The following is an 18,431-nucleotide window of genomic DNA, read 5'->3' as shown; positions in this document are numbered from 1 at the left end:
AGATCGTCACACGATCTGGCTCCTTTTTAATTGTTCCGGCTATCACTGATTTACAATGTAAAGCTTAGCTATAGCTGGCGTGAACGGCTTATATTCACTAATACCTATTAATGCTCATGAATCACTTCTTTACCACTCGGATAAGCTTTGGTACCTAGTACATGACCATCAACTTCTTTGCCATAGTAACCTTGGTGATTGTGGTAGCGCTTAGCATTGCTAGCAACATCACCCTTGTATCGAGGATCTTGTGGGCGTTCATGACTATTCACAAATGCAGCTACATCCCATGCATCTTGAATCGAAAGTTGCTGGCTCTTTCCAAGCGGCATGTTTTCATAGATAAAGTAGGCAGCGGTGTTCACGCGGTGCATACCCGCACCCCAGTTATAGGCGTTTTCGCCCCACAGTGGTGGGAAGTATGAACGGCCGTCTGATCCTTTAATACCCTCACCATTTTGACCATGACAGGTTTGGCAGTTGGTTTGGTAAACCTTTTCACCACGCGCTATTGACGGCTCTTGTTCAGGGTTATCAATCTTAGGGTAACCACGGCCGGCCAGTTTACTGCGGTCATCGATTGGGTATTTGCTTAACAGCTCTTCAGGAAGAGGGAAGCTTTCAGCTTTACCACCGACTTGTAAGTCAGCATCGCTGATCTCAGGAACAGGCGTGTCTTGCATGCCGTTCTTGTCTAAGATGCCGCCCATCGCCAGCCAGTATGAATAAGCCGTTAGTGCGACCATTTCTTTTGAACCCTCAGCCGGTGGCAGACCATTCATTGAGTAGGTGAAGCAACCTTGGATACGTTCTGCGTAGCTGTTTACCTTGTCATTCTTGGAACGATATGCAGGGTAGGCCATGTACGCACCCCAAAGAGGGGCAGCGTTAGGCTTCATGCCCGCTTGCATGTGGCAATTTACACAGTTTTGCTCGTTGCCGACGAACGTACCACGCATCTGTTGTGAATCGACAAACAGGGAATAGCCCAGTTTTACTTTGTCGCCAAATTCCCCATCAGGAATATCAACCAAGTCGCGTGGCACCAGATATTTATTATCTTGTGGTTTTTCAACGGCGGGTAGTTCGGTTTGGCGATCGGGTAACTCACCTTCGGCATAAGCGATTCCAGAGGCAAGGGTTGCGGTAATTAGAAGTAATGTTTTCATGCGAGCCCTTTAGTATCGGAAAGATGCGAAGTAGTAAGAGAGGTTTTTGATCTCATCGTCGGTCAACTTACCGGCGATATTGCCCATCATGTTTAAATCATCACCCTTACGAGTGCCGTTTTTCCAAGCGTTGAGCTGAGTCTGAATGTAATCGGCATGCTGGCTCGCTAGGCGTGGGAATTTGTCGACACCCATCCCACTTGGCCCATGACAGGTTGCACAAGCAGGAATATTTCGATCCCAATCGCCTTGGAATACAAGTTTACGATAGGGATTATCGATATCGGCTTGTGAGCCGCGCTGTTCTAAATCGGTAAATTCGTATGAAGGTAGTGAAGCGAAGTATTCTGCGACCTCACGACGAACAGCGGGATCAGATACACCATCCGCCATCCCTTTCATGATCGCGCTTTGACGCTCACCACTTGAGAACAGAACCAGTTGATGCTCTAGATAGTCAGCATTGAGCCCTGCAAGCATAGGGGCAATGTTGGGCATGCCTTTACCGTCGGCTTGATGGCAGCCGCTACAAGTTTCTGCGGCTTCTGGCATTGGATTGGGTGCTGCTTGTGCAAAAGCGGATAAAGAAAGGCTTCCTAGAGCAGCGATGCAAAGCGTTAGAGTTTGAGTTTTAATTGTCAGCTTAGTCATGAGGCGTCGCTATTGGTTGTAATGCACGCATTTTCGACATAATTGGTTGTTCGCGCTATTGTGGATTTCCACATTAATTCACTGGGAACTTGAGGTAAGTCTCACATTAATAACCTCAATCACCATAGTGGTATTGATGTGGATTTCGATAGGCGAATCCAACTGCCGTTAACGAAGTGCAAGGGAACTGCCATGTTCGCCTCGGTATAACTGCTTGTTAAGGCTCTTTTATGGCACCGATTGTATAAGCATAGCTGCTTTATGGATGCGGGCTAAAAAAGTTGTGGTGAAATGAAGATTACCTAATGGTTTTGGGTTGATTGCTCTATCTAGAGCGGATGCTTTATGTAGATTGGGTACTTTATGTAGATTGGACGTTTATCCAAATAGGGTGCTTTTCTAGATCAAGAGGACGAAAAAACAGGGTAACCTCGAATGACGAAGTTGCCCTGTTGTGTTCTCATCTGCAAATCAGATAAAGAAGTGTTTTGACTCAGTGATTAAGTTATAGCTTGCTGAGTTTAAGCTAGACCTTGTAGATCTTAGCCGGAAGCGCTTGTCTTGCTGCTGCGCCCACAACCCAATCCAACATGACGCCTTTTCCTTCTCTCGTCGGGTCAATTAAGCCAATATCATTGATGTTAACGCCATCGTTCGACTTCATCTTCACAGGTTGTTGTGTGTCACCGATCCAGTGCGCACGCTCACCGAGTTCTTTATGACCAAAGCCGTGTTCAAAGCCTAATGTTCCCGGTTTGATGCCATCAATCACCATCGCCAACGCATGTGTGGTTGAGCTCGGTGTTTCAATCGCAAACACGTCACCGGTTTTGATACCCGCTGAAGAGGCGTCTTGCGGGTGAATGTACACCGGGTTCACACCCTTGATTGATTCTAAGCGTGGTGACAAGTTAGACACCGCACTGTGAATATTGGACTTAAAGTTGGTTAGGGTGAACGGCCACTCTTTTGCTGGGAACTGCTCTGCCAAAGGTGTGCCGTCTGCAAGCTTTTGTGGATACCATGTCGGGCACCCCATGTACTGCTCGCCACTGATGGTGTTGCGAGAGGTACCAAGCTTTTCATTCCAAATAGCCAGTGGTTTGGTCCATTTGTACTTCATGGTTTCATTGGTGTAGGCATTGGTTGCGTCTTCAAAACGACCGCCACGCGCAAAAATGTACGCTACTTTGAGCATCTCTTCAGGCTTGAGCGTTTTGTTCATCACAGGCACTAGGCGCTCAAGACCAGACCAAACAATATCTTCCGCATCCACATTCGGCACGCCACCTTTTACGAACGCTAAGTTAGCAGCCGAGCGCAGGTAGAAGTCTTCAGCGCTATGAATACCGTGCCAGTTACCTTGATTGTCTTTGATTACGTTGTCGCCGAAGCCACCTAGGCCAAGCGTTTTCGCTAGATCAATAAAGAAGTTCTCTAGGTTGATGGCACGTCCGTCTTGAGTGCGGGAAGTTTTAGGCTCAACAATCGGCCAACGAGCGGTGATCGCTTTGGTCGCGACACCATGCCAAGGTGTTGCCATGCCCCAGCTCTCGTAGGTCACTGTGTCTGGCACTAGGTAATCCGATAAGGCAGTCGTTTCATTGATAAAGGCATCGATAGACACGATCAAGCCAAGCTGTTTGGGATCTTTAAGCTTCTCGCCTAGCAGGTTGTCTAAGCCTGGGACACCATATAGTGGGTTCGCCATGTGGTTGATCCACGCTTTTGCACGGTAAGGGTAACCGTCAATCGCAGCTGATAAGTGCTCAGTTAAAAGCGGAGCTGATATTGGGTACCACGGCGCGCGGGTCGGGTAAGGTGACTCGCCTGCGGCAACGCGACGTTTGTATTCGCTGGTGTTTTGATACGGGAACTTGCTGCGGGACAAGAATACACCTTGAGGCTTAGTCTTACCCTTGAACTTGGTAAAGTCGTAACGTGGACCTGCAACCGAAGTTGGGTAGCCGCCCGCTTTCGCCATCGCGCCACCTTTCGCGTTGATGTTACCGATCAGCGCGTTTAGCATCAGAATAGAGAACGAGTTGTAGAAGCCGTTGGTGTGCATGTTGCCACCGTGAGTATCCACGACTGCTTTCGTCCCGTAGCTGGTGAAGCGTTTTGCCAACGCAATAATTTGGTCCTGCGGGATCTCACACTGCTCACTGTAGTATGCAAGGTCATATTTGAAGGCTTCTTCCTTCAATCTTTGCAGAGAAGACTTAACACGAACAGTCTGACCATTGATTTCTACGTCTTGATCGACGAACAGAGCCGCTTCATTCACCTGAATATGTGACGCCAATAGTGACGTTGTCACATCTAGTGCGATAAATCCGTCATCGTCAGACATCGGTTCGCCTGTTTCTAGCAAACCCATATCCGATGCGCGAAGCATGCGCCCGTTTTGTGGGTGTGCTTCGTCACTGATCACAAGGTGTGAAGCATTACACCAATGCGTGGTGCCTGCTTTTTGCATCGCTTGTGCGCTTGGGCGAGACAAGAAGTCGTGATTGTATCGTTGGTTCTCGATGATCCATTGGATCATACCCAGCACTAATGCTGAATCGGTGCCCGGTTTGATCGGTAGCCAGTTGTTTCGATCGCCCGCAGCAAGGCTTGAAGATCCTGCAGGAAGGCTCGGAGTCACTATGGTGTAGCTCAGTTTTCCGTTGGTACGAGCCTCAGCCAATTGTCTTGCTTGACGCTTGAACGGGTTACCCGCTTGAGCCGGAGACATACCGATGAAAAGAATGAACTCTGCGTTGTTGAAATCTGGTTTTAAGTGCGAGAACTTGTCTAGATCGTTCATGATCGCGCCAGAACCTGCACGGAATGCGTAGCCACAGTAAGAGCCGTGGTGACCGAAGTTTCGTGTACCATAGCTGTTGAATGCAAAGCGCTTCAAGATGTCATCACGGCCTTCATTACCAGCATTCGTCACCAACAATTGGTTGGCTTTGGGACCGTATTCAGGGTTGTTTGGATCAAGTGGTGTTTCGATATCGCGAATCGATCGTAAGCCTTCCACTTCGCCTTCACCGAACAAGTCACCACCTTCGGTGATCTCAGTGATTAGTTGCTCGTAGCTGATCGGTTCCCACTTGCCTTCACCACGTTTACCGACACGTTTGAGCGGTTGAGTGATTCGGTATGGGCTGTTTTGAATCTCTAACATGCCATTACCACGGGCGCAGGCTGTCGAACGATTATTGATACCGGATTCTCCAGACAAGCCAATGTAGGCGTCTTTTACCGGTGTTTTGAACGGGATTTGCTGATCACTTGATAGCGGATGGTAGGGATTGCCCGAGATACGCAAAATTTCGTCATTGCGATTATCGATACGTACACGCAAGCCACACAGTGTCCAGCAACCAAAACACATTGATGGTGCAACGCGTTGGTTTGGATTCGGCGAGATCTTACCTTGCTCATCGACACTGTATTCCGTCTCTATCGAATTACCGTGATGGATGTGGTTGGTTTTCTTACCCGCGGTGCCATCGATAGCACCGTGAACCATGTGTTTTGTGGTTGTCGCATAACCTGCAGCAAAAGCTCCAGCACCACCGGCAGCAAGGCCTGTTTTCAAAAATTGACGACGTTTGTTATCCATGATGATTCCTCAGACTACAAGCTATGTGAGCGGTTAAGTGGTGAAGGTGTATTTTGGTTTGGCTTCGATGTTGTCTTTGGTGCAGAACCAGTTGTTCGTGTAGAACCAGTAGACACGATCTCAGAGGCGAACAACGCAAGTGCTAACCAAAGACCACACATACCAACAATGCCGAGTAATCCTGCGCTACCCATCGGCAGTTCATAAGGGAATGGGCCAACATCGAAACGTGGAATGGTTTGAACTTCCATCATGGTGACCCAACGTACCGCCCATGCAGAAACTATGGTCGCAAGCGCAACACAGATAATTCCTAGCTTACTTTGCGATAGGCGTTGCAGTGGTAGAACCAAGATCATGCACAGCAAAATGCTGGTGGTCATGATGCCTAAATTGATGCCCCAAGCGTCGTTCTCATACAGGCTGAAGTGACCATGGTTAGATGCCCAAATCGACGTGAGAATGATGGCAAGGCCACCAGTTAAGGTAATGGTTCTTTGTATCAGAGCTAGGTCTGTTGGTTTTAAGCTTGGTTTGCTTGAAGGCAGCAGAGCCCAAATCAACAGCGTTAAACCCGTTGCAGCAAAGAATGCGGTCGTGAACCAAAGCAGCGGAGAAGCCGGTTGATGCCAAAGCGGTCGGCTCGCCAAAATCGCAATCTCTGCGCCTGTGTAAAGCGCGATGCTTAGGCCCGAAATAGCCGTCACAGCAGCGAGCGCAATCATCAGCTTTGACGATATTTGCCATTGACCTAGCGTCAGCCAAGCCAAACGTTTTAGAAGTGGGTTTTCACTCTCTTTGAGCTGTGCGATGTCATCACGCAGGTAAACCCAAGCAGTCGCAACAGCCAGACCAGAAAACAAAGGTAGAAACAGAGAGCCCAATGACATCCATGACCAAGGTGTGATGTGAGCATAGAAGTGCCACGCACGTCCGGGTTGATGCAAGTCACCAGTAAGTGCTAATGGCCCAACAATCGCGCCGATGGCCATCACAAGCACAAGGGCAGAACGAAATTGGTGGCTGGTTGAGTTCTTGAATATCAGTGCAATCAAAAACAGAATAGCGGCCGCGTAAGCCGAACCAATGTAGAAGAAATATTGAACCGCCCACGGTAGCCAAGCGATCTCTTGAGCGGGAACTAACACCTCAGTGATATTCATGCTGTCTCTCCTTGTTTGCCTTGTGTCGCGATTGCCAATTCTTGTTTGCTAGAGGATGAGTTATCGATGGCGGCTGGATCATAAATCGCAGGTTGGCCTTCAATGTGGCTAACGAATCGCTCATTCATGCCGATATAGAAAACATGTGGGTTGGTATTCTGCTCTGGTTTAAGCACTTTTATGTCGTCTTGGTTTTCATTGAGCAGGCGGTTAATTTCGCTGTTTGGGTCTTTGAGGTCACCAATGACACGCGCACCACCAACACAGGTTTCTACACAAGCGGGCAGTAAGCCGTCTTCAAGGCGGTGTGCACAGAAGGTACATTTGTCTGCGGTAAGGGTGTCGTTATTAATGAAACGAGCATCGTAAGGACAAGCTTGAATACAGTAAGCACAGGCTACGCAGCGTTCATTGTCGACCATGACAATGCCGTCTTCGCGTTGGAAGGTCGCTTGAACTGGACAAACCTTGATGCAGGGAGCGTTGTCACAGTGATTACAGAGGCGAGGTAACATGAAAGATTTCACGTCTTGTTGAGCCGTCGAACCATCATCAAGGGAGACTTCATACTGTTTTACGGTGGTTCTGAACTGGCCAATTGGTGCTTGGTTTTCAACGCTACAGCCAACAGTGCACGCCTGACAGCCAACGCACTTACGTAAATCAATCGCCATGGCGTAGCGTTTACCTATTTCGCCTTTGCGGTCAGGTTGGTTGTTATTGCGAATGGCTGTGCTTGCGACTGCGGTGTTGATTCCGGCAATGGGAATGAGCGCAGCACCAGCGGAAACCTTGCCGAATTGGCTGAGAAACCGTCTTTTCAATGAGTCCATAGAGGTACCTATAAATGGGTATTCGATCTGTTAGGCTCATTGTCAGTTTTTGACCGTTCACGGGGTATTGTGGATTTCCACATACCCAGATCAAAGTTGATCTAGAACAAATGTGGTTTTACCAATCTAGCTGTTATGCTTTGTTTTAGAGGCTTATTTAAGGCGCTCAAGCATGAGCTAAGCGCGAAACACGCCGCTGAAGTAAAATGAATCGAGAATAAATTGAATAAACAGTCCGTTTGGAGAAAGAGATTTCAGTGACAGTCAGAAACCTAATGACAATCGTTGGCCTTTGTTGGTTGAGCCTAACCGCAGGCGCGTGTTTAGCGGCTCAATCGGAGCAAGAGATTGCAACGACAAGCACTGTTGAGTCTGAGCAAATCATAGAGGTTGGCGTGTTGGCGACTCGAGGTAAGCTTTCCGCACAGCAGCGTTGGCAGCCGACGATGGATTGGCTGTCGGAGCGCATTCCCGGAAAACACTTTGTTCTCAAGCCTTTCAACTTGGAAGAGATGGCCGAAGCGGTAAAAGATGTGACTGTTGATTTTGTTATCACCAACCCCGGTCAGGCGGTTCGATTAGGACGCCAGTATGCGCTTTCTTGGATGGCGACCATGACCAGTCATAACTTTGAAGCTCAAGGCTCAAGTAATACACGCAGCATTGGTTCCGCCTTGGTGGTGAGAAGAATGTCGCCTTATATCTCTCTCGAACAACTCAGCGGTAAGCCGATTGCGGCAGTATCTGAAAATGCTTTTGGTGGTTACCTCACTATGCGTTACCAAGTGATGCAACAAGGGCTTAATCCCAACCACTTTTTCTCTAACACCCAATTTTTAGGTTTCCCGATCGACGCCAGCTTGTATCAATTACGTGAAGGGCACATTGAAGCGGCTGTCGTACCAAGCTGTTTAGTTGAGAACATGATCAGTGAAGGTTTGCTGGTGGCGGGGCAATATCGAATTATCGAGAATCAAGCGCCAGAAGGATTCCGATGCCAAGTGTCTACGCCGTTGTACCCCAACTGGTCGTTCGCCAAAACAGAGCGGGCTTCTTCGGCACTGGCCAAACAGATGAGTCAGGTATTATTTGCGATGCCTAAGAGCAGCGCACCGGCCATTGCAGCGAATGCATCGGGCTGGACTTCACCGACAAGCTTGCTGTCGATCGACAAGCTATATCAACAACTCGACATGCATCCACTGCAACAACCTTGGTGGAAAGAAGCGTTAATCTGGCTCAAGTACAACCAACAGTGGGCATGGGCGTTCTTTATTCTTGTCGTGTCTCTGAATGCTTACCACTTCTGGCTAGAATACAAATTCAGTCGCAGCAAAAAGCAACTAGAAGCGACGCTGTATAAGCTGAAAAGTAAGAGTGAACAGCTAGAGCACTCACAACGAATCGCGGTAGTTGGTGAACTGGGAAGTAGCTTGGCACACGAGATTAATCAGCCTTTGGCAGCTATTCGGAATTATAGCGAAGGCGGTTTACTGCGGATTTCGAAGAACAAACCACTGACTGACATAGAGCCCGTATTTGAGAAGATCCAGTCGCAAGTGGACCGTGCTGATGCGATTATCCAGCGATTAAGAAACATGATCAAAAAACGCTCATCAGATAAATCTCAAACTGATATAGAAGTGCTTCTTACAGATACCATCGAGCTACTGCAATTTCGATTAGAGAAACACAAGATAACCATTGAACGTTATGTCGTGGGTAAACCTATCACGCTACATGTTGACCCTGTCGGATTGCAGCAGGTGGTTGTAAATTTGATCAACAATGCGACGGACGCGTGTAACGCACAACAGCATCGCGAACAAAGCGCTACGTCTGATATTGATAACAAAAACAGCGAACCACCAACAATTAAAGTGATTACCGAGTATCAACCGGATAAAATGATGCTGTCGGTTATCGATAACGGCACGGGCTTAGATTTCACTGAGCAGCAAGTCACTCAAGCCTTTGTGAGTAGCAAAGAAAACGGTTTGGGGTTAGGGCTTGCGATTTGCCAGGACGTGATTGAAGACCACAGCGGTCAAATGACCATTAAGTCACTGATTCCTCATGGCTGTCACGTTGCAGTGACGTTACCTTTTTCTCTTTCAAATGATTCATAAGGAATCTTGTTATGCCTGAACTTCATCAAACGTTGCCGGTTTATGTGGTTGATGACGATGAGTCGATGCGTGACTCGCTGGTGTTCTTATTGGAAGAGCATGATTTCACGGTGTCAGCTTATGAAGATGGTCCAAGCTTTTTAGACTCTGTGGATCTCACAAAGTCGGGCTGTGTAGTGCTAGACAGCAGAATGCCAGAGATGAGAGGGCAACAAGTTCATGAGTTAATGGTGAAAGCGCAGAGTCCGCTGTCGGTTATCTATCTCACAGGGCATGGCGATGTGCCAATGGCGGTGGAAGCTTTGCAAGCAGGTGCGATGAACTTCTTCCAAAAGCCGGTTAAAGGAGGGGAATTGGCCGAGGCAATCAAGCAAGGATTAAAGGCTTCAGAAAAGCACTTACACATGAATGTGTATCGCCAAGCGTACGCGTCGTTAACCGAGCGTGAGATAGACATCCTCAAACAAATTATCGACGGTAAGCGTAACCAGAAAATAGCCGATGAATTGTGCATTGCCATGAGAACAGTGGAAGTACACCGAGCAAGCTTGATGAAGAAATTCTCAGCGAAGACGGTTGCCGAGTTGGCTTACATATACGGTCAATTGACCTAGGTATAGAGCTATTCCTGTAAGAGAGTTGTACGGCAGTTGCACGAAATTGTTGATGGGAAAAACATCAATTTCGTCACCAAGCTTTAGGACTTTCCTGATGAAAGGCAGACTTCATAATTTATCTATATTGAAGCAAGATCACATCGTCTATGGACTGCATACGGATTGAACCTCCTAGGCTTCTTATCGCAATGTAATCCTGAGATACTGAACTAAGTTCATTTTAAGGCGGAACGTGCCAGTAACTGCACTTTTCCCTGTAATTCGAAACATAACATTCACTATGGGTAGAACACACTCTCAACGTCGAGTCTTGTATCTGCCGAGTTAGGTTAAATATTTTATGAGTACAATGGGAATCGCAATTGGTGCGACGGCTCTTTCGTTAATACTTGTCGCCGTGTGGCTGATCTCTTTATCGCTAAGAAAGCAGCGCTTGGAACAAGAACGTAAGGCTCGTGCTGTCGCTTACCGAAAAGCGATTGAAAAAGCGCGCATACAAGAGCAAAAAGAGCGTCACTTCAAAGCCGAAACCGGTCATGTACCGTCGATTCTGTATTTGGCAAAAGAAGCTGAACGTAACAATATAAAGGAAGCTCTGTATTGGTACGACAAAGCAGCGCAACTCGATAATATCAATGGCATGTACGGCATTGTGCGCCTAAGCATGAAGCGTAAAGAAGACCTGATTTTAAGAGAAAAAGCCAACTTTTGGCAGCTTGCGATATCCGCATTGGACAATGACGTGTCTGCGAAATTTGAGATGGGCAAAGCGCTTGTCTTTGGTCGCGGAACCGATAAGAACATCCCTAAGGGTTATACCTATATTGAAGAGTCTGCGGCTGGTGGTAATACTGAAGCGATGCTGTTCATTGGTGACTGGTGTCTAGATAAAGAAAACCCAGACTACTCTGCCGAAAGCTCTGTCGAGTGGTACCAAAAGGCCGCGGAAAAGAATAGCTTAGACGGCAAGATCAAACTTGGTATGAGTTATTTGAACGGTGTGGGTGTTGAGCCTAACCATGGCGAGGCTGTTTACTGGTTTGAGACGGCCGCAGAAAAGAACAGTGCAGAAGCGATGTTTAGAGCAGGTGAAGCTTGGATTGACCATGGTGAACACGGTAATGCCATTGCTTATATCTGGCTATTTCTATCGGCTCATTTTGGTTACTCAGAAGCCAAGCACTTGAGGGATAAAGTCGGCGGGGAACTTGGTGTGGATGCTGTCGTAGGCTTACAGGCTCTGACTAAACCGATAATGACTAAGCTGACACAAGAAGCAATCACTAAGCACTCAATCATTAAGGCGCTCAACAAGCTCTACAAACGCAATGTCCCTGTCCCTAAGAAGGTTAAAGAAGCGTCCGATGAAGAAGGTGAGGAGTTAAATGTCGATGGTAGTCATTTAGAGACCAAAGCGTCGAGTGAGCAAGGTTCTAACGTCGATTACAGCCAGCAGGCGACGCCAAGCGGTGCTGCGAATCAAGGGTCACCCAGCGATCAAGCAACGCATAACAAAGAAGCAAGCCCTAACTCTCTAGACTTCAGTCAGGCAGCAGTGGATCCAAGCTGGAAAAGCAACCACTAAAACGTGTTGGTTAGCTTTGATGAGTTAGACAAGAATGACTGAAGCTGTGAAGCTATAAATCTATATAGCTTCTAACCGTAATCTAGAAAACCAAGACAACAAAAAAGGGAAGCGAATGCTTCCCTTTTTATTTGTGTGCTATTTGCTTTTAGAGCTTAAGCCTAATACCAAGAGCTGTTAAGCTTTGTTTTGCTCAGCTTTACATACAGCCGCAGTGAACACGACGTCAGTTGAGCTGTTAAGCGCTGTTTCAGCAGAATCTTGAATCACACCAATGATGAAACCAACCGCTACAACCTGCATCGCTACATCGTTTGAGATACCGAATAGGCCACAAGCTAGAGGAATCAGTAGCAGTGAACCACCGGCAACGCCTGATGCGCCACATGCTGAAATTGCAGCAACAAGGCTTAGTAGAATCGCAGTGAAGATATCAATCTCAATACCCATTGTGTGTACAGCTGCAAGCGTTAACACAGTAATGGTGATTGCAGCACCTGCCATGTTGATGGTTGCGCCTAGAGGGATTGATACAGAGTAAGTATCTTCATCTAGCTCTAGCTTCTTACAAAGGTTCATGTTCACTGGGATGTTTGCAGCGCTTGAACGAGTGAAGAATGCCGTTACACCAGACTCACGAATACATTGCAGTACAAGTGGGTATGGGTTCTGTTTTGTCTTTACAAAGACAAGCAGTGGGTTAACGACAAGAGCAATGATCAGCATTGAGCTTAGTAGAACCGCTAGTAGTTGACCGTAGCTTGCTAGTGCATCGAAGCCCGTTGTTGCGAATGTAGTCGAAACAAGGCCGAAGATACCGAATGGCGCAAGACGAATAATGAAGCGAACAATGTGTGAAACACTGTGGCTAAGGTCTTCGAAAACCGCTTTGGTTGTTGCAGATGCGTGGTGCAGTGCAAGACCAAGACCGATAGCCCAAGCAAGAATACCGATGTAGTTAGCGTTCATTAGTGCGCTAACTGGGTTATCTACAAGCTTGAATAAAAGCGTATGAAGAACTTCTGCAATACCTTGAGGAGGGTTAGCACCTTCAGCGCCAGCAACCAGTGTCAAAGTGGTTGGGAACATGAAGCTCAGTACTACAGCAGTTAGTGCTGCAGAGAACGTACCAATCAGGTAAAGCACAATGATTGGACGCATATGAGTATGCTGACCTTTCTTTTGGTTTGCGATAGAAGCTGCAACAAGAATGAATACTAAAATTGGGGCAACAGCTTTCAGAGCACCAACAAACAGACTACCTAATAGGCCTGCATCTTGAGCTGCTGAAGGAGAAACCATGGCGAGAACGACACCGAAAACAATACCAGCAAGGATCTGTAGAACGAGATTTCCACGAGCGATGCGGGCGAGCATGTTGTGATTTTGCATAAAATACCTGCAATTGTTAATTTATTATAGTGATGTATTTTTTATAAAGTTGTACCAAATCCAACTATACACTAGTGGAATGGGCGGTCATATTAGCGGGATCTAAGAGGGTGTCTAGGAATAGTTTACTTTTAGGGTGATTGTTTGCGCTGCGTGGTGTTTTTAGAGCTAAATGTTAAATTTTTGTGCTCTTGTTGAGATATAAATCTGCATGATAATACTCATTCGGGTCAATGTTCTGGTTCTGGTGCCGTCAGAGTCGATTAGCAAGATCATTGTGTGCAGAAATGATCCCATTGGGTTCCTGTTGATATAAAGAAGACCTGTTAATACAAAGAAGCCCCAGCCCAATGCATTAAAGAGCTCAGGAATTAATGAGCTAATACGCGATAGGGACATGGGGCTTATTTACGTGTTGTAAACCTAATCCAATAATCGGCTATTTAGACGATTTCTTAATATTACGGCTCTCTGACTGCACGGTTTTGTACATTTTGGAAAGCTGCTTATTGTTAGCGCGTTGCTCTGCAAGAGAAGCGCCGTTTCTTGCTTGCTCTCTCAGTAGCTTTTGATAGTTAGTAAATCGTCTTTCAGACAGTTCGACACTCTCAATGGCAGCCCTTATCTTGCATCCCGGCTCTGATTCATGATGACAATCAGAGAAGCGGCAGTGCATTGCTAACTCTTCGACGTCTGAAAAAGTTTCACTCACGCCTTCAGCGCAGTCTGCAAGTTGTAGCTCTCGCATTCCTGGAGTGTCGAGAAGCAAGCCACCTGATGCGAGCAAGTGGAGTGATCGTGATGTAGTTGTATGACGACCTTTACTGTCGTCTTCACGAATACCACCAGTTGCCTGCGATGCTTCACCTAGCAATGAGTTAACCAAAGTCGACTTACCCACACCAGAAGAGCCCATTAGCGCGACGGTCTTGCCGATTTTACACCAAGGTGAAAGTACTTGGGTTGAGTCTTGATCTAGGCTGTTGACCGCTTCGATCATCAGCATCGGGTCTAAGCTTTGTACCTGTTGTACTTTGTCTTCGTAGTCGTCACACAAGTCTTTCTTCGTCAGGACGATAACCGCTTCAACTTGTGCTTCATTTGCGAGTGCCAGGTAGCGTTCAATGCGACTCAGATTAAAGTCGTTGTTCAATGAAACCACGATAAACACTGTGTCGATATTGGCTGAAATATATTGTTCAGCCACACGACTGCCCGCAGCTTTTCGGCTAAAGAGCGATTGGCGTTCTAGTAAGCGATCGAATTGCAGTTCAGAGTTCAATATTACCCAGTCGCCAACGGTCATTGCCGGTTGGTTTTGGTGGATGGGTAGAACAATTTCACCTTGCTCTGACGCTAATGTATAGCCATTGCGGTGATGTGCGACGATACGAGCAATGACGGAGTGATCATAGTCTTCGAGTGTCAGTTGTTGTTGGAATACAGGTTGCCATCCAAGTTGTTGAAGTGACATTGGATGAGAAAATGCGTTTTGTGAATTCATGTCTATTTACCCAGACGTGCGAGCTTTCTTTTCTTGTGAGAGCATTAAAGTCTTATCAGTGCATTAAAGTCTTATGAGAGCATTAACGTCTTGTAAGATCTCAGGTTGTCGATGAGATCGAAAAGCGTTGGTCAGTTCAAAAAGCGTCGAGACGTCAAAAATGTTTGAGCTTGGGTCGAATTCAAAATCGATAGGACCCCGGATTTGAGTCATGCTTTACAGGCATGCAGATATTGATCACTTACGATCAACAGTAAACCGGGTAAAAGTGTGCGGTAGCCAGCTGATGGTTTAATGTTGGTAGTTCGAGATTAAAGTTTGATTAACCAAACAAATTAACGCGTTACTTTTACTGCCAGTTTTAGTGTTTTCATTACAATCATCTTCTATTCTCCTTGGTTTATTAATGTGTTCAGGCTTTGAATAAAAAGCGCGCTCAGTTTAACAAAAAGCCACGATGGCGAGAAGTCATCGTGGCTTAAATTATTTTATCAATTGTGAATACGATTAATGATGGTCGTGGTTCATCTTTTTCATGCCGCTCATCACTTTCTTCACTGGTGCGTCGAAGGTTTGCGTTTCACCGTTAGCGAAAGTCAGAGTCATCTCGATTTGCTCACCTTCTTTTAGGCTACTTTTTAGGTCGAACAACATGATGTGTAGGCTACCAGGTTTAAGTACCGCTTCACCGTTTGCAGGGATGGTGATCTCTTGAACTTGGCGCATTTTCATAACATCGCCATCCATGATTACATCATGAAGTTCTACTTTACCTGCTGCAGGTGTTGTTGCAGAAACAATAGCGCGATCTTTATCGCTGTGGTTCATCAGAGTCGTGAACACCGCGCTGTTCACTGCTGAAGGCGGGGTTGCACGAGCGTACGCGTCATGAACCATAATATCGCTACTAGCCTGAGCAAAAGGGGTGAGCAATAAGCCTGCTAGAGCAAGTGCTTTTAACTTCATGTTGTTGTCCTTAATTTTTATGTTTTTGGTCTGGGACCTGACTTTTTTTGAACTTTATTGAGTAAGTTCTTTGTTTTTACGTTTTACTGCGTCAGCTTGTTGATAGCCTCAACAATTGGCGCTGGCGTCAACGTGTGCGGTACTTTGGTAATCAAGGTACCGTCGGGCTTTAAAAAATAAAAATATGAGCTGTGGTCTAGGGTGTATTCCAACTCTGAACCTTCCAGCTTGGTCTTTCTGAAAATAACACCGTAGTTGTGTGCAAGCGTGGTTGTCACATCCAATGGACCACTTAGTCCTTCCATCATCGGGTGGAAGTATTGCGCGTATTCATACGAGGCTTCTGCTGCATCACGCTCAGGGTCAAGAGATACAAACATTGGGCGAATCTTGGCTTTTGCTTCATCAGAAACTTGGTTAAGTGCTCCGGCCAACATAGCCAAAGAAGTGGGGCACACATCTGGGCAGCGTGTGAAACCGAAGTAAACGATACGAATTCTGTCATCGGTTTGGTCAAAGATTTCCGTTGGTTGGTTGTCTTTGCCGAAAAGAGTCGTTGCGGAGAACTCTTGTTTTGCAGCGTGTTGTTCTTGAACTTCGTTTTGCCCATCAAGATAGCTTTTGACACCAAAGCCAAGTACAAAAGCGACAACCAATGCTAACGACCAATTTCTACTCATCTTGCCATCCTTATTGCAGGTTTTACGGTTTCAACACCATCGGTGAGCTCACCAAGCCAAGTCATGTGATCCATGGTACACACGGGTAAAATGACATCACCTTCATAGATGTTGTTACCAGTATTTTTTAATTGGAAACGTGCTGAGCCCATTTCCATCTCTAAACCGGTCAGCGATAGCATCAAGGTTTCAGAGGCCGCGCCTTCCCACACCACTTTGATTTTTGTTGGGACTAGAGGTTGAGCTGTTTCATGCTCAAGGGTCATAGCAACGCTGTCTTGCTCACACCATGTTGTTGAAAGCATGCAGTAGTCATCTAAGTTGACGTCAGGAGAGTGGCTCTCTACTACCGATTTAAATTGCTCGACTGCCTGTGGTCCATAAAAGCCAGCGACCAGCGCAATACCGAGCGCAGCAACCTTTAATGCTGGGTGCATGTCGTGTTCTCATTTGATTTTATAAGAACGGCGATGGTATCACACCACTCAATACGTGCTTGTATCAAAAAGTAATTTTGTGCGTATGGTAGAACTAAAAAAGCGAAGCCATTGGCTTCGCTTTTGTCTGTTTAATAGATATGTGAGCTTAGTATTTCTAAGTTCTATCCATTCTGAACATGTTCCAGAAATACGTTGAATGATTAGTCAGCGTTACGTTCTGCGAACTTCTCTAGTCCTAAAACTAAGGCTATCGCAGCAAACATCATCACAATCGCTATGACCAACTGAGAAGGCTGAGAGGTTACCGCTTCAAAATCAAACGGTGATAGGTTTTCTTGAATCAGAGGAACTTGTTCACCTTTTGAGTTTGTGCGCCAGCTGATGGTCTCTTTCCAAGGCCAGATCTTAGGCAGCGTACCGATCATCAAACCGGTTAAGAATACCAATGTGAAGTCGCGGAATGAACGCAATAGCCAAGACAGTACATGTGAGAAAGTCAGCAGTCCGATCACACAGCCCGCAAGGAATAGCGCAAGTACATCGACTTGAAATGATTTAACGGCGCCAAGCACGGGGCCATACATGCCAATCAGGAGCAGAATAAAGCTGCCTGAAATACCGGGTAAAATCATCGCGCAGATAGCAATCGCACCCGCAATCAATACGTTGATGCTGGTTGGCTCCATTTGCAGCGGCTTAAGCACGGTAATGCTATAAGCGAAAGCAACGCCAAGCAGCAAAAACACGAAGCGAATCATATCGCGTTTCTCTACTTGCTTAAGAATATGGAAAACCGACACCAAGATCAGGCCGAAGAAGAAAGACCACAGTGGAACAGGGTGGGTGACTAATAACCAAGAAATCAATTTTGCGAATGTCGCAATGCTCGTGAATACGCCCGCGAACAGTGAAATTAGGAAGAAACCATTGATGTGATTAAACGCGGCTTTGAAGCCTTCGAGTTTCCATAAGCCAAGTACGCTAGGGTTAATTCTGCGAATGCTTTCTAGCAGCGTATCGTAGATACCAGTGATGAATGCGATGGTTCCGCCCGACACGCCAGGTACAACGTCTGCTGCGCCCATTGCCATGCCTTTGAAAAAAGTACTTAAGTAGTTCATTGCTTCATAGAGTTGAGGATGATTTTGTGCAGTATACAAACTTTAGTGTAAAAAAAGTATGAATATGCTTTTGGGGAAGGGCTTTTATTACTCTATTAATTGTAAGGCAATAAGTTGAAGTGAATATTTGCCTAACATTTAGATAACAACCACTTAGTGATTTGTCATTAAGAGCAGAGATGAAACTGATCTCTTATCGATATTGCATCTTGGTTGCATTATGCAAATGCACTTTGCAATTCGCATGACAAATTCATGGTTTTTATGCGATGCAGGGCTTATAAAACGTCGAATAAAAGTTGGCACGCTAACTGCATTATATACATTGACCCTTGTTAAGCCGAGGGTCACCTAGCCAACTGACGTTGTTAGTGAACTTATGATTTGTTCACAAATATATAGAGCCAATCGCGATTATTGCGGTTGGCTATTTTTTTGCTTGTCATTTGGTGATTGTCTTTTTTCATTTCCCGTTCCTACACTTTTAGGCTCTAAACTTCAGATGAAAAAAAGCCAGCCACCATAGGTGACTAGCTTAAACTTTTCTCGAATCTCGAATCTC

At 46.2% G+C, this 18,431-nt stretch carries 14 protein-coding genes; 3 read left to right on the top strand and 11 right to left on the bottom strand.

What is annotated here, in order from left to right; genetic code table 11:
- Positions 1-107 precede the first annotated feature (107 nt).
- The 5 genes from AB4623_RS15195 to dsrO all read right to left on the bottom strand — a co-directional run bounded on the left by AB4623_RS15195 (position 108) and on the right by dsrO (position 7,435).
- On the bottom strand, positions 108-1,169 hold the full coding sequence (locus tag AB4623_RS15195; RefSeq protein ID WP_372146784.1) for a c-type cytochrome: 1,062 nt from the start codon (positions 1,167-1,169) through the stop codon (positions 108-110).
- A 9-nt stretch (positions 1,170-1,178) separates the two neighbouring features.
- Positions 1,179-1,820 (bottom strand): c-type cytochrome, encoded by a 642-nt coding sequence (locus AB4623_RS15190; RefSeq protein WP_017064226.1) that lies wholly within the window; start codon positions 1,818-1,820, stop codon positions 1,179-1,181.
- Positions 1,821-2,346: 526 nt separating this feature from the next.
- The gene (locus AB4623_RS15185) at positions 2,347-5,439 is read right to left on the bottom strand and encodes a tetrathionate reductase subunit A (protein ID WP_372146782.1); all 3,093 of its coding nucleotides are present in this window, start codon (positions 5,437-5,439) and stop codon (positions 2,347-2,349) included.
- Between the two features lie 14 nt (positions 5,440-5,453).
- A complete protein-coding gene (nrfD, locus tag AB4623_RS15180) occupies positions 5,454-6,602 on the bottom strand; it encodes an NrfD/PsrC family molybdoenzyme membrane anchor subunit (protein WP_372146780.1) in 1,149 nt (382 codons plus the stop codon).
- Complete coding sequence (gene dsrO, locus AB4623_RS15175) at positions 6,599-7,435, bottom strand: sulfate reduction electron transfer complex DsrMKJOP subunit DsrO (protein WP_372146778.1); 837 nt, start codon at positions 7,433-7,435, stop codon at positions 6,599-6,601. Before dsrO ends, nrfD begins: the two co-directional genes overlap by 4 nt.
- Before the next feature lie 257 nt (positions 7,436-7,692).
- Between dsrO and AB4623_RS15170 the strand changes: the two genes are divergently transcribed.
- The 3 genes from AB4623_RS15170 to AB4623_RS15160 all read left to right on the top strand — a co-directional run bounded on the left by AB4623_RS15170 (position 7,693) and on the right by AB4623_RS15160 (position 11,766).
- Positions 7,693-9,564, top strand: a complete 1,872-nt coding sequence (locus tag AB4623_RS15170; protein WP_372146776.1) for a PhnD/SsuA/transferrin family substrate-binding protein — start codon at positions 7,693-7,695, stop codon at positions 9,562-9,564.
- An 11-nt stretch (positions 9,565-9,575) separates the two neighbouring features.
- Positions 9,576-10,178: a response regulator transcription factor gene (locus tag AB4623_RS15165; RefSeq protein ID WP_017064231.1), complete on the top strand. Its 603-nt coding sequence runs from the start codon at positions 9,576-9,578 to the stop codon at positions 10,176-10,178.
- A gap of 352 nt (positions 10,179-10,530) precedes the next feature.
- The gene (locus tag AB4623_RS15160; protein WP_372125161.1) at positions 10,531-11,766 is read left to right on the top strand and encodes a tetratricopeptide repeat protein; all 1,236 of its coding nucleotides are present in this window, start codon (positions 10,531-10,533) and stop codon (positions 11,764-11,766) included.
- 177 nt (positions 11,767-11,943) lie between these two features.
- On the opposite strand, the gene sstT is transcribed toward AB4623_RS15160, so the two are convergent.
- From sstT to AB4623_RS15130, 6 genes are all read right to left on the bottom strand, one after another.
- The gene (gene sstT, locus AB4623_RS15155) at positions 11,944-13,158 is read right to left on the bottom strand and encodes a serine/threonine transporter SstT (protein WP_004732110.1); all 1,215 of its coding nucleotides are present in this window, start codon (positions 13,156-13,158) and stop codon (positions 11,944-11,946) included.
- A gap of 439 nt (positions 13,159-13,597) precedes the next feature.
- Positions 13,598-14,662: a ribosome small subunit-dependent GTPase A gene (gene rsgA, locus AB4623_RS15150; protein WP_372146774.1), complete on the bottom strand. Its 1,065-nt coding sequence runs from the start codon at positions 14,660-14,662 to the stop codon at positions 13,598-13,600.
- 507 nt (positions 14,663-15,169) lie between these two features.
- Entirely contained in the window at positions 15,170-15,628 is a 459-nt protein-coding gene (locus AB4623_RS15145) for a copper chaperone PCu(A)C (protein ID WP_017068936.1), read from the bottom strand.
- A gap of 83 nt (positions 15,629-15,711) precedes the next feature.
- The gene (locus AB4623_RS15140; protein WP_004732104.1) at positions 15,712-16,308 is read right to left on the bottom strand and encodes an SCO family protein; all 597 of its coding nucleotides are present in this window, start codon (positions 16,306-16,308) and stop codon (positions 15,712-15,714) included.
- Positions 16,305-16,745 carry a hypothetical protein gene (locus AB4623_RS15135; protein ID WP_017064235.1) on the bottom strand — a complete coding sequence of 147 codons (441 nt, stop codon included), beginning with the start codon at positions 16,743-16,745 and terminating at the stop codon, positions 16,305-16,307. Before AB4623_RS15135 ends, AB4623_RS15140 begins: the two co-directional genes overlap by 4 nt.
- 203 nt (positions 16,746-16,948) lie before the next feature.
- The gene (locus AB4623_RS15130; RefSeq protein ID WP_372146773.1) at positions 16,949-17,869 is read right to left on the bottom strand and encodes a DUF368 domain-containing protein; all 921 of its coding nucleotides are present in this window, start codon (positions 17,867-17,869) and stop codon (positions 16,949-16,951) included.
- Between the last annotated feature and the right edge of the window lie 562 nt (positions 17,870-18,431).

The organism is Vibrio sp. 10N.222.52.C12 (assembly GCF_041474215.1).
Classification (GTDB): Bacteria; Pseudomonadota; Gammaproteobacteria; order Enterobacterales; family Vibrionaceae; genus Vibrio; species Vibrio crassostreae_C.
Note: the sequence above shows the minus strand (reverse complement) of the source record. Positions and strands in the feature narration are given on the sequence as shown.